13 protein-coding genes are annotated in these 12,631 nt (G+C 47.9%); 9 read left to right on the forward strand and 4 right to left on the reverse strand.

Annotated features, from left to right (window positions below; all coding sequences use genetic code 11):
* Nucleotides 1-281: 281 nt before the first annotated feature.
* Nucleotides 282-845 (reverse strand): helix-turn-helix domain-containing protein, encoded by a 564-nt coding sequence (locus IEX81_RS06310; RefSeq protein WP_188802229.1) that lies wholly within the window; start codon nucleotides 843-845, stop codon nucleotides 282-284.
* 558 nt (nucleotides 846-1,403) lie between these two features.
* Here IEX81_RS06310 and IEX81_RS06315 point away from each other — a divergent pair.
* From IEX81_RS06315 to IEX81_RS06340, 6 genes are all read left to right on the forward strand, one after another.
* Nucleotides 1,404-2,171 carry a hypothetical protein gene (locus IEX81_RS06315; RefSeq protein WP_188802230.1) on the forward strand — a complete coding sequence of 256 codons (768 nt, stop codon included), beginning with the start codon at nucleotides 1,404-1,406 and terminating at the stop codon, nucleotides 2,169-2,171.
* Between the two features lie 40 nt (nucleotides 2,172-2,211).
* Complete coding sequence (locus IEX81_RS06320; protein WP_188802231.1) at nucleotides 2,212-2,598, forward strand: GntR family transcriptional regulator; 387 nt, start codon at nucleotides 2,212-2,214, stop codon at nucleotides 2,596-2,598.
* Complete coding sequence (locus tag IEX81_RS06325) at nucleotides 2,595-3,287, forward strand: ABC transporter ATP-binding protein (RefSeq protein ID WP_188802232.1); 693 nt, start codon at nucleotides 2,595-2,597, stop codon at nucleotides 3,285-3,287. Before IEX81_RS06320 ends, IEX81_RS06325 begins: the two co-directional genes overlap by 4 nt.
* Nucleotides 3,277-4,218: an ABC transporter ATP-binding protein gene (locus IEX81_RS06330; RefSeq protein WP_188802233.1), complete on the forward strand. Its 942-nt coding sequence runs from the start codon at nucleotides 3,277-3,279 to the stop codon at nucleotides 4,216-4,218. Before IEX81_RS06325 ends, IEX81_RS06330 begins: the two co-directional genes overlap by 11 nt.
* Nucleotides 4,211-5,167, forward strand: coding sequence for an ABC transporter permease (locus tag IEX81_RS06335; RefSeq protein ID WP_188802234.1), 957 nt, complete (start codon nucleotides 4,211-4,213; stop codon nucleotides 5,165-5,167). The genes IEX81_RS06330 and IEX81_RS06335 overlap by 8 nt, the downstream gene beginning before the upstream one ends.
* 448 nt (nucleotides 5,168-5,615) lie before the next feature.
* Nucleotides 5,616-5,897, forward strand: coding sequence for a hypothetical protein (locus tag IEX81_RS06340; protein WP_188802235.1), 282 nt, complete (start codon nucleotides 5,616-5,618; stop codon nucleotides 5,895-5,897).
* 227 nt (nucleotides 5,898-6,124) lie between these two features.
* Here the strand turns inward: IEX81_RS06340 and IEX81_RS06345 are convergent, their stop codons facing one another.
* Nucleotides 6,125-6,754: a L,D-transpeptidase gene (locus IEX81_RS06345; protein WP_188802236.1), complete on the reverse strand. Its 630-nt coding sequence runs from the start codon at nucleotides 6,752-6,754 to the stop codon at nucleotides 6,125-6,127.
* An 86-nt stretch (nucleotides 6,755-6,840) separates the two neighbouring features.
* Nucleotides 6,841-7,692 (reverse strand): lipoate--protein ligase family protein, encoded by an 852-nt coding sequence (locus tag IEX81_RS06350; protein ID WP_188802237.1) that lies wholly within the window; start codon nucleotides 7,690-7,692, stop codon nucleotides 6,841-6,843.
* Between the two features lie 280 nt (nucleotides 7,693-7,972).
* Between IEX81_RS06350 and IEX81_RS06355 the strand changes: the two genes are divergently transcribed.
* From IEX81_RS06355 to IEX81_RS06365, 3 genes are all read left to right on the forward strand, one after another.
* Nucleotides 7,973-8,203: a hypothetical protein gene (locus IEX81_RS06355; RefSeq protein WP_188802238.1), complete on the forward strand. Its 231-nt coding sequence runs from the start codon at nucleotides 7,973-7,975 to the stop codon at nucleotides 8,201-8,203.
* A gap of 108 nt (nucleotides 8,204-8,311) precedes the next feature.
* Entirely contained in the window at nucleotides 8,312-9,250 is a 939-nt protein-coding gene (locus IEX81_RS06360; protein WP_188802239.1) for an NADP-dependent oxidoreductase, read from the forward strand.
* 552 nt (nucleotides 9,251-9,802) lie between these two features.
* Nucleotides 9,803-10,642 (forward strand): aldo/keto reductase, encoded by an 840-nt coding sequence (locus IEX81_RS06365; RefSeq protein ID WP_188802240.1) that lies wholly within the window; start codon nucleotides 9,803-9,805, stop codon nucleotides 10,640-10,642.
* Between the two features lie 160 nt (nucleotides 10,643-10,802).
* Here the strand turns inward: IEX81_RS06365 and IEX81_RS06370 are convergent, their stop codons facing one another.
* Nucleotides 10,803-12,305, reverse strand: coding sequence for an alpha/beta fold hydrolase (locus IEX81_RS06370; protein WP_188802241.1), 1,503 nt, complete (start codon nucleotides 12,303-12,305; stop codon nucleotides 10,803-10,805).
* Nucleotides 12,306-12,631 lie beyond the last annotated feature (326 nt).

Below are 12,631 nucleotides of genomic sequence, written 5' to 3' on the forward strand. Positions count from 1 at the left end.
TATCGGTTCAACTTTGGCTTGATTCGGTTCAACCTCTCAATTTCGGTTCGACTTTCTCCGGATTCGGTTTGACTTTTCGTTATTTTGGTTTGACTTTCTAAATTCGATCTGACTGTTGCGCAGTTCACGTCTGCTTTTCCAATATAAGTCGCTCATTACTGATAATTTTAAACAATTTTATTTTGAATGGGAACAATTTTACTGCGTAGAAAGGTGGCTTCATGATTAAACACCTTTATTGTCAAAACACAACAGGCCATATTTCTGGTCCTTTCTTTCTGCTATTTTTCCCCCAACGCATTGTTCAGCAAATAATCTCTTTTCAGGATATAGTACATAAGCCCGACCATGCTTATTGAGATGAATACCCAAAAGACGGGTTTGATTCCCCTTTGTTTACAATCACGGTACACAAGTCTCAAAATGGTAATCATGATTGGCAGGAAAGCAAGCAGCATAAAAATACAAGATAAAATAATCAGAAATAAGACAGTCATGCTGTCATATCCGTTAAATCTAGTAACCAAAGCGGCTATAAACGTCCCAATGAATAGGAATAAAAATCCCGCAACAATGAACTTCATTTTCTTAGTCTTTTCTTTCACAAGATCAATCTCCTTTCTTAAGTCAAGCACTAACTCAACTCTCGTGTTTGGATGAGTAAGTTCTTCAACAGATACATGAAAGATTTCCGCCAGACAGATTAAATTTTCAGTATTGGGATTGGAAACTCCGGTTTCCCATTTCGATACCGCCTGCCGGCTGACACCTAATCGTTCTGCCATTCTTTCTTGCGACATTTTGTTTGCTTTTCTTAGCTCTTGTATCTTTTCACCTAACGTCATTGGTATCACCTCCTCAATAAAAAACTAGCAAATTTTTCGGTTGCAGACTACCAACTATCTGTCAACTTGCGGTTGCCATTTCATTTATAAACAATTCGCATCTGCTCATTGGCTTATAAAGTTCACTAAAACTAAAAAAGTGTTGGCTTTAACCGAGCAATATGAGAGGTTTATCCTCTTCGAATTTTCAGTCTTAATAATGAAGCTGTTGTTGGTGGCAACACGGATTACATGAAAGCAGATACAACGATTATAGATTTTTTCCTGAAAAATGAGAACGGCTGATCAATTTAAAAGCGGCTGAACATAGGGCCGTTGTGCCGAACTTTTCACAACTTGAGATGAAGTTATCAGCAATACATACTTAAACAGGTCAGAGTCAGCAGCGCGGGGTTCAGGATCGCATTCCGATGGCTATGCTTGTTTTATAGCTTTTTTAACACTATGTAAAATTTTTGTTTTATGTCTTAAATTTTCTGTTTTCAAATTGACATGATTTTACATCTAGTGTACTATGTAACTAATACAGAAGATCAATCAGCAACTGGGGGTTTGGCTATGGCAGTCTGGACTACTTTATTAAAAAAGGAGATGCGGCTTGGAGGCCTTGGTTTTTTTATTTTCCTCATATGTCAGCTTGCCGTGATGGCGCTTGGTATTTATCTGGCATTTCGAAGCGGCAGCCGTGCAGCGATAACTGTTACCGGCCTGGTTTTAATCGGCTTTCATTTTCTTTATCTATTTGGCTATATGGTTGTCAATGTTTCTATGGAAAAAAAGACTTTTCATCTGTGGCTGCACAATCCGTTGCCCGGCTGGTCGATGCTTGCCGCCAAACTCGTCAGCGGCATCATCTACATGACGCTTTCGCTTCTTGTGGTCGGGATCTATACATGGATAGGGTATCTGATGTCAGGCCCAACAGCGGTGTCTCCGTCTCCTGAAGTGCATATCTATCGAATTGCCACTCTGGCTGTTGCTTATATTTACTGGATTGCGATTTACACGGGCATTATTTTTACTTTTCTCTGGATCGTTCTTCTCTGTATGCGGTCGAGGATTGGCAAGTGGGCGTGGATCTTCATGATTGCAGGACTGGGCGTTGTTACATTTTTACTGGTTAAATTCGTACAGCTTGGTCTATATACGGCCGTTACCGAGTGGGGAGAGCTGCCTGAATCTGTGATTGGTTTTTGGCTCTCAACACCAGCGATCCATACAGTGGTTCCGGTATATTTCGGCAGCTTCGTGTTTGATTTTTTGGTCATGGCGATTTTCTTCTCTTTATCGGCCTGGCTGATGGATCACAAGCTGGAAATGTCTTAAAAAAACCTGTGCCGGAAATCGTACGAAGGAGGTTATGAAGATGGCAGAAACGTTTAACCCTTCTGTACCGATCTATCTCCAGCTTTGCGAGCGCATCAAGAACAGAATCATCCGCGGGGAAATCGGTGTCGGCGAGCGGCTGCCGTCCGTGCGGGATCTGGCGATTGATTCGGGTGTGAATCCGAATACGGTACAGAGAACCTATCGCGAGCTGGAGGAGGAGGGTATTGTGGAGAAGCGGAGGGGGCAGGGAACCTATGTGACGGAAAATCAGGAGACACTTGGCCGGATGCGCAATGAACTGAAGGAACGGCACATTTCCGCCTTCGTTCGCGAGATGAACGAAATGGGCTACTCAGAGGCCGAAATGCTTGAAGGATTAAAGCATTACTTTGACGAAGAATGCACAAAGGAGGGGAACCAGTGATTCAGCTGGATCATGTATCGAAACGGTATCTGACAAAAAAAGCGCTGAAGGATGTCAGCTTGCAGATTGAACCGGGGCACATTGTCGGTCTGATTGGCTCGAACGGAAGCGGAAAGTCGACGACGCTCAAACTGATTTCCGGTCTCATCCGTCCGACGAAAGGAACGGTGCTTGTCGACGGTGTGATGGCGAGCCGAAAGATCTGCACCAAGGTCGCTTTTTTGTCGGAACTGGACGCTTACTATTCTTTTTTCACGGTGAAGCAGACGCTTGATTTCTATGCGCAGACGTTCGGTGATTTCAACAGGGCAAAGGCAGAAGAAATGATTGATTTCATGAAGCTGGACCGGAATCAGAAAGTGAAGCATCTGTCAAAAGGCAACCGCGGGCGGCTCAAAATTGTCGTCACGCTGTCCAGAGACGCGCCGTTCATCCTCATGGATGAGCCGTTGTCGGGGCTTGATCCGATGGTGCGCCAGTCGATTATTAAAGGACTGATTTCATTCATTGATCTTGAGAAACAGACGGTTGTGCTGACAACGCATGAACTGCAGGAGATTGAACCCCTGCTGGACACCGTCATTCTGATTAAGAACGGCGAAATTCTGGATACGAAAAGTGTCGAGGAGATTCGCAGCAAGGAAAATCTCAGTTTAGTCGATTGGATGGTGAAAGAGTATGAACAGTAAGGTAGAAGCCGAGAAGAAGCCGGCGGTGAAGCTGGAACACGTCACAAAAAAGTTTGGCAGTAAGACGGTGATTGATGATCTGAGTTTTGAAATCTACGGCGGAGAAGTCTTTGGTTTCCTTGGCCCGAACGGTGCCGGGAAAACGACGACGATCCGGATGGTCGTCGGCCTGATGCGGATGACCAAGGGCAATATTTTTATTCAGGGGCACAGCGTGAAAAGCGAATTTAAACAGGCCCTGCGCCAGGTAGGGGCGATCGTTGAGAATCCGGAAATGTACAAATTTCTGACCGGCTACCAGAACCTCATCCATTATGCCCGGATGATCCCGGGGATCGATAAGAAGCGGATTGACGAAGTGGTCGAACTGGTCGACCTGAAAGAGCGGATCAACGAGAAAGTCAAACGCTACTCGCTTGGAATGCGTCAGAGGCTCGGACTGGCGCAGGCTCTGCTTCACCGGCCGTCCGTTCTGATTCTCGACGAACCGACGAACGGGCTCGATCCGCAGGGCATCCGTGACCTGCGCAACTATCTGCATGACCTGACACGCAAAGAAGGCGTGGCGGTGATCGTCTCCAGCCACCTGCTTTCGGAGATGCAGCTGATGTGCGACCGGATCGGCATTATCCAGAAAGGGAAACTGCTCGGCGTGGAGACGGTGAACGAATTTGTTCAGGAAGGCGGGGAAAAGGTCCGCCTGACCGTTGACGACGGAGCAATGGCTGCCCGGGTTGTCAAAGAAAAACTGGCGATTGAAACGGAATCGATTGAACCTCAGGCGATTGAGCTGGCCATCGATCATGAAAAGATTCCGGTCGTTATTGATACGCTCGTGATGTCCCAAGTGAAGATCTACGGCGCGGTTTCGGTAACCAAATCACTCGAAGACAGATTCTTGGAAGTGACTGGAGGGAAGGGCCTTGTCTAACTTTTTCGCACTCATTCAAAACGAAAATATGAAAATTTACCGTAAAAACGCGACCAAAGTCATGCTGATCATCCTGCTCGGCATGATTCTGGCAGCCGGGCTGATCATTAAGCTGAACCAGCCCGCGCCAAAAGAGAATACGCAGTGGAAGCAGAGCCTGGTACAGCAAAATAAAATGTACCAGCAGCAGATGGCTCAGGTCAAAGGGAGTAAGCAGGCAGTCAATTATTATAAGCAGACCATTGCAACAAACCAATACCGGATTGATCACAATCTTAAACCGGCTCAGGGCATGACGCTGTGGAGCTTTGTCGAAAGTGCCGCGCCCAATGCCGCCTTGTTGATCAGTATTTTTGCCATCATCGTCGTTTCGACCTCGATAGCGAGTGAGTTCGATACCGGGACGATCAAGCTACTGCTGATCCGGCCGATCCGTCGAACGGAAGTGCTGTTGTCCAAATATCTCTCGACACTAATGTTTGCTGTTTTCTGCCTGATCGTCCTCTTTGTCTTCTCCTGGCTGATCGGAGGCATCATGTTCGGATTTGGCGGAGCCGCCGAAGCCCATCTGAGCTATATTAACGGCAAGGTTTACGAAACAAGCTGGGTACTTGCGATCTGGAAGAACTATCTGCTGAGCTGTGTCTCGCTGTTCATGATGGTCACGTTTGCCGGCCTGATCGCGTCGGCATTCCGCAACAGCGGCCTTGCCATCGGCCTCTCGATCTTTTTAATGATGGCCTCTTCGATTATTATCCAGCTTCTCGGGGGTTACAGCTGGGTGAAATACGTGCTGTTCGCCAACACGGATCTGACCCAGTATACGACGGGGACACCGCTGCGCAGCGACATGACGCTCAGTTTTTCATTGACCGTGCTCGCCGTCTATTACGTGATCTTCGTGATTATCGGCTGGCTGTTTTATACGAAACGGGATATCAAAGCCTGAACGTGCACATTCTTAAAAGCCATGATGAGTCCGCACCCGAAAGGTTTGGTGCGGATTTTTTGTACTATAGGAAAGTATAAAAATTTTAAGGATGATAGTATAAGCGACCGAACAGATCGCCGCGTCGCGTCCTGCGGCATGTTCGGCATTAGGCCGTCCTGGCCCCCGCAACTAAGGCTCAGCCTGCGCCAGGGCTTGGCTTCGCCAAGTTTTCTAATTTTAATGGACTGTGTAAAGGTTCACGCATGCACAGTTTCCAGCTTAGACTATAGAAAAGCAAAAATGTCTTCAAAAGTCTATTTTTTCCCAAATTCTCCGTTTGAAAAGGATTGCAGTTTAAGATGATGAAGGAACAGATCTTTCAGGAAACGTTCAAAATTGCGCTGTATGATGTTCCTGTCCGATGAGGATGCGCAATCCGCGGTCAAGTCAGTAAGGAGGAAAGATCATGAAAAACATTTTTTCATTTAAAGTCTGTGCGGCGGCGTTTCGGGTAAAGCCGATGATCCGCTTCTACCGTTACTGTGAAAAAATGGGGCAGACCGTCTATGTCTATGGAAAAAACAAAGTGGAGGAAGTTCATCAGCTGCCGGAATTGCTTTCTTTTCTGTTTGCCAATCTGTCACGGGAAAACGACTGCCTGGTCGTCGTGGAAGGTGATCATGTGAAACAGCTGAAAAGAGCGCTGCTGAGGGCTGGCGGTGCCGGAATGTTGGAAAGTTACGCCTGAATCATTCGCCAGCATCGGTGCCGGCCGCAAGAAAGTCATTCTTGTCCGGTCGTCCAAATGAAGGGCTGCGTATCGGCTGCTTTAGCCGGAAAGCATCGTTTGCTGCCTGGTGTTAATGAAAATACGGATTAACTAAAAAAATGAAGCCGCTGAAATCGCCAATGATGACGGGATTTCAGCGGCTTTTAAATTTGACAATACAAATGATCAACTCTTGGTCTTCTCTATCAGCCTTGGATAACCACTTTTGTGTTAAAGGGAATATGTTCATACACCCATTTTGCGTCCGGAACGGTCAGATGGATGCAGCCGTGCGAATCTCTCTGACCCAGTTTTTCAGCATCCGCTGGGAGCACGTGCTGATTCTTGTCCATAGGCACACTGTGAAAAAGAAATTCGCCATGGTTTTTCCAGGATACCCAATACATGGCCCCTTCATTATATTGAGGGGTATAGAACCACTGGCCCCGCTCGGCCTGAATGTAATAAGTGCCGGTCGGTGTCGAATTGTCCGGATTGGTATCCAGTCCGGTTGAGGCGATCATTGTGTAAAGCGTTTTGCTGCCGTTTTTTACATACACTTTTTGTTGCTTGATCGAGACATCCAGCCAGATGTTTTCGCCTTTTTTCAAGACGGGATAAGCACCATCGGACGGAGCGTTCCAGTTAATGGAAGCAGGATGCACCGAATTTGCCTGTGCCGGGGATTTTTCAGGTCGGCTTTTCTGAGCGACTGAAACTTGATTCTTGGCTGCCTGCTGATCCGAAGGGACGGCCGAATTTTGGGCGCACGCGGCCAGATTCAGTCCGAGTAAAGATACCAGCAGGACACTGCAGCTTTTTTTAAAAAAATTCATAGATAAATTTAGCGTCCTCTCCATAATTAAGCTGATCTCATATTAAAGATTTCGGCGCTGGTCTGTAAAAAAGGTGGGCCGTTTGTTCACTGCCCATTTGGATGGATTGCCTCATTGTGGAAGGCCTTTTCATTGCGGCGGATCATCCGTTCGTAATACATGCCGAATTGACGGCTCTCCCGATCGGACAGTGAAGAAGTCACGATTTTTCCGAAAGATTGCAGTGTCTGAAGAAAAGCGGCAGTCATCATGGATACGGTCAGTTTTTTACCGCTGATTTCTTCGAGCGAGGCCATAACGAGAGGATTGATATCCGGATAGGCGAAACGTGTCGTTACTTCCTGGAGCCCTTGCCTGTAAAAGTCGCGGATCAGCTGTGCACGTGCCGGCCCGCTGCCGCCCACGCATAAATAAATCTGCACGGCGACACCGTTTCTGACCCGGCGCTGAGAAATGCCGGCAAATTTTCGGCCGCCGGTGCTGAGATCGTAGCGTCCCGGACAATAAGAGCGGGTGATTTCACCGGTTTCGAACGAAATGCCAAATGGCGCCAGCATTTTTTCAATAAAATCGACCATCGCCTGAAACGTTTCGTCAATCGACAGCGGCCGTTCTTTTTCGGAAAAAATCAGCGTGAGATTCAGAACTTCGTCATCAAGCACAACGGCCAGCCCACCCGAGTTTCTGACAGCATAGCGATAGCCGGCATGCCGCAGAACCTGCAGCGCATCGCTCAGATGCGGCAGCCGCGTATCCTGAATGCCGAGCATCACCGTCCGCCGATGTACCCAAAGCCTGGCCGTGCACGGCGACTCCCCCGCGCCGACCGACTGGCACAGCGCATCATCGACGGCAAAAGACTGTCTACCGTCAAAACCATCGCCAAGTGAGGACTGATCGATCACGCGCCAGACAGGCTGATCAAGGAGGGGAGACATTCCGCATCACACCTTTCCATCGTATCTTGTCTTATTATAACGCATGATCATCGTTTGCTGCACCGATCGGAGACTTGCTGAAAACCGGTCGATTTATAAATTCACCGCGCGGTACCCGCATTCGGGAACCGGCTGAATCCTAGTTGTCGTTCCGCCTGAAGTTAATCGCCCGGAAAGGTGAGGCTATCGTCCGAAAACATCGAACATTCGCCCCAAAAAGGTCCGGAATCGCCCTATTCGGGGGGCGAATCGCTCCGTCCGGTGTGAATCGCCCGGAGAGGTGAGGCAATCGCCCGAAAACATTGAACAATCGCCCGAAAACATCGAACAATCGCCTCAAAAGGTTCCGGAATCGCCCTACAGGCGGCGAATCGCTCCGTCCGGTAATAATCGCCCGGAAGGTGAGGCAGTCGCCCGAAAACATCGAACGATCGCCCCAAAAGGTTCCGGAATCGCCCTATTCAGGCGGCGAATCGCTCCGAATCCGGGCGGAATAATTCCGCATAGATGAGAGGTACTCCTGAAATCCGGAAGCCGCTTTATCGGAGGCAGATTCTTTCCTTTTCCTCATGGATTGGGTATATGATGACTTTATAACAGACTCAGGAGGTTACCTTTTATGAAAGCCGTTGTCATCAACCATTATGGAAGTAAAGAAGAATTACATGAAATCCTAGTCGAAGATCCGGTTCCGGGCCCGCGTCAGGTTATCGTGAAATTGTCCGCGACGTCGATCAATCCGATTGACTGGAAGCTGCGGGAGGGCTACCTGAAACAACTGTTTGACTGGCCGTTTCCGATTATTCTCGGTTGGGACGCTGCCGGAGTCATTATTGAAGTCGGCGAACAGGTGACCGAATGGAAAAAAGGCGATCGTGTTTTTGCGCGGCCGGCCACCACGCGATTTGGAACCTATGCCGAATATGCGGCTGTGGACGCCGATCTGCTTGCCCGCATTCCGGAAAATATTTCGTTTGCCGAGGCAGCGTCCGTACCGCTGGCCGGATTGACGGCCTGGCAGGCCCTCTTTGATCACGCCGATCTGAAGCCGGGTGAAAAAGTTCTGGTTCATGCCGGAGCAGGCGGCGTCGGGAGTTTGGCCGTCCAGTTTGCGAAGGCCCGGGGGGCGTACGTGATCGCCACGGCCGGCGCTGAAAACAGCGATTTCCTGAAATCGTTGGGCGTTGATGAAGTGATCGACTACCACACCACTCATTTTGAAGATGTGCTTTCCGATATTGATGTCGTGTTCGATACGATGGGTGGAGAAATTCAGAAGGCGAGTTTTAAAGTGCTGAAAAAAGGCACGGGCAGGCTCGTTTCCATTGTCAGTGCGCCCGATCAAACGCTCGCTGAACGTTACGGGGTGGCTGCGGAATCGATCTGGCTCAAGGAAAACGGCGAACAGCTCAAGGAAATCGCCGATCTGCTGGCATCCGGAAAAGTTAAAGCGATCGTCGGCACTGAATTTCCATTTTCAGAACAGGGATTAAAAGAAGCTCACGCCCTGAGCGAAACGCATCACGCGCGCGGGAAAATCGTGATCACATTCGATTAAATGATTATGCTCAAGTTAAGGAGCGCTGTTATTCGCAGGCACAATGAGGTTGAACCGAAACGGATGAAAGTTGAACCGAAACGGATGAAAGTCGAACCGAAATCTAAGAAAGTCGGACCGAAAATCAGAGATTGAACCGAAACGAGCGAAAGTTGAACCGAAACGGATGAAAGTTGAACCGAAATCTAAGAAAGTCGGACCGAAAATCAGAGGTTGAACCGAAACGAGCGAAAGTTGAACCGAAACGGATGAAAGTCGAACCGAAATCTAAGAAAGTCGGACCGAAAATCAGAGATTGAACCGAAACGAGTGAAAGTTGAACCGAAACGGATGAAAGTTGAACCGAAATCCACAAAAGTCAATCCGAAATGCAGATCCAATCCCCATCCCTTATTAGCGAAAGCCAGGACATGTGACCATTCTTTGACGGCAGGGCACATCGTTTGAAGCACAATTTTCGGAAATGTATACTGACAGTGAGAGCAGAACAATGAAATCATTGTTTGCGTGAGGCGATACGTTAGTTGACTGAGGAAGAGGTGGCTTTTGATCATGGTAACATCTATTAAAGATACGGTACGGCTGAATAGCGGTCTGGACATGCCGCAGCACGGATTCGGTGTCTATCTGATTACTGATGAAGACAGGGGCAGAGCGGCGATTGACAGAGCGCTCGAGTCCGGTTACCGGGCATTTGACACGGCACAGTTTTATGAGAATGAAGCGCTTGTCGGCCAATTGCTCAAGGAATCGGGAGTTCCGAGAAAAGACTTATTTATCACGACAAAAGTGACTAATCCGAAACAAGGTTATGACTCCACGCTGAAGTCGGTTGAACAATCGCTTAAGGATCTTCAGATTGAACAAATCGATCTTCTGCTCATTCACTGGCCGAGCAAAAAGCATTTTTTCGAAACGTGGAAAGCATTCGAGAAACTTTATGATGAAAAACTGGTACGCACGATCGGCGTCAGCAACTTTGAAATTCATCATCTGGAAAAGCTGGCGATCAAAGCGAACATCAAGCCTGCCGTTGACCAGATGGAAATTCATCCTTACTTTACACAGGCAGCGCTACGCGATTATCTGAAGAAAAACGGGATTGCGGCGGAGGCCTGGAGCCCGCTCGGCCGCGGTGCCGTGCTGGGTGATGAAACGATCGGAAAAATTGCCGGGAAGTATGGGAAATCAGCGGCGCAAGTGATCATCCGCTGGCATCTGCAGAGCGGCACGATTGTCATTCCAAAATCGCAGACACCATCACGTATCGCGCAAAACGCGAATGTCTACGACTTCTCATTGACAGATGATGAGATAAAGACGATCGATGCACGCGACCGTTCCGACGGCCGGACGGGCCCTGTCCCGGACAAAGTTTACGAAGAAATCTGATCCTGACGCATCAAAAAAGGGCATTCGGCAAAACGGATGTCCTTTATTACGTTTAATAAAAGTACTGCGAGCGCCGGACACAGAATGTGGAATGTCTTGTACCCTTCATCCATTATGCGGGATGAGACTTGCGGGACATCAATGATTCAATGCTTGTCCTTTAACTAAGGTGATCCAGTTTTTCCTTGCAGAACCCGTCATAAGGTTCAACGGCAGTCCCGGCTTTGAGTATTTCTTTTTCCAGCAAAGTCTTGCCTTCGGACTCCAGTTCATCCAATAAACGGATCATGATTTGTGAAAGCCGGAGCTCCAGTTTTTCAATGAGTGAACCGGTCCATTCATCCTGGAAGGCGGCGAGACAAGAGGGGCTGTAGATACCGAGTTTCTGAATAAACTGTTCGGCGCGTTCAGTAACCGAAACCTCTTTCAGAACCAGTCGTTCAAGATCCTCCATAAAATCGAGAAGATCGCATTCGAATTTTACATTAAGAGCGATCGCTTCACGGCTGATGATGAGCGCATGATCAAGAGAATTCTGAAAAATTTTGTTCAAGTGGTTTAACTGCACGCGCAAACGCGTTTTGGCCTGCGGGACAGGAAGTTCAGGCATAAATGTATCGATTAAGGCCGTGCGTGTTGCAGAACCGCGATTCATGATGATATAAAAAAGCAGTTCCTTGGCGTGGCGCTGGTTCCATTTACCGTCTATGGGGCGACCGTTCCAGAGGACTTCTGCGGTTCCCCTCATCACCGTCATTCTTAGAAAAGGACGCCGGGTGAGCAGCTCGCTGAAACCCTTGTCAAGGATCCTTTTCAATTCGCCTGCCGCTTTCTGATGAGCTTCAGAGAAAGGAAAGGGCGACTTTTGACCGCGGATAAAAAGATTTAAGCGAGTCGCAACCATTTGGGGCTTGTCCAGTTCAATGAGATGCGAAGCCTCGGGAATAATCAATCCTCTGCCATTTGGAATTTGCGCGGCGAGAATGACAGACAGATTTGCCGGAAAAAGAGGGTCGAATTCGCCGTTCATAATCAGAACCGGCTGTTTTAACCGGCTCATTTCCTGAACCAGGCTGAAGCGATCGGGAAACGTTTTGTCAATCATTATGGAAATGATTTGTTTGAAATTCCGGGCGGAAACGCGCCTGAGCGCGTTGGTGATCAGCGCTGTTTTCTCAGGGGTAATGGGATAAACATTTTCCGCAACGATTTTTTTGACCAATAAATGGCGGTCGACTGTAAGCAGCTGAATGATATTTTGCAATTCATTTTTGTAGATCTCTTTTGGAATGTAGAAAGGCATGGACAGGAAACTCAGCGTTCGCACGAGATGAGGATAGCTTTCAGTAAATAGAAAAGCCAGAACCCCGCCGAATCCGGTGCCGGCCATATGTACGGCGTTGAGGCGGAGCGCTTGAAACAGCGACAACAGCTCACGGAAAAGCTTTTCAAATGAAATCGGCTCAGCGCTATCCGTTGTTTTGCCATGGCCAAAATAATCGTAGGTTAAAATGTTAAAAGCTGGATCCAGGCAAGGAACAAGAACACGCCAGACGGTTGAATCGACGCTCAGATCATGAAGAAGCAAAAGCGTCGGATTCTCCTTATCGATATAGCGATAATCGTAATGAAGACTGTAATCGTCGATATGAAGGATCGGCAATATAAGTTCCTTCTTTCGGATACATAGATTTGGGGAAGGTCTGGCCCAACGGTCCGGCCACTAGTTTGTTAACTTTAAAGGGCGTTTAGACTTGATGATTAAGACCTATAAACGGGTGGGAAATCATCGATCAAAACCTCTGACCGGCACGTATCCCTCTATCCATTTTAAATGGGAAAATGCCTTCACCTACTTATGCCGCCCAACCCACCCTTATTGATACGATCTTTTTCAGAATCAGAAAGATCGTATTCAATACTTTGCCCGGACAGGTAAAATGTACTATAGAAACATTATAAACGAATCCCAGAAAACCGAAAGAAAAA

The sequence above is a fragment of the Sporolactobacillus putidus genome (assembly GCF_014647035.1).
In the GTDB taxonomy this organism is placed as follows: Bacteria; Bacillota; Bacilli; order Bacillales; family Sporolactobacillaceae; genus Sporolactobacillus; species Sporolactobacillus putidus.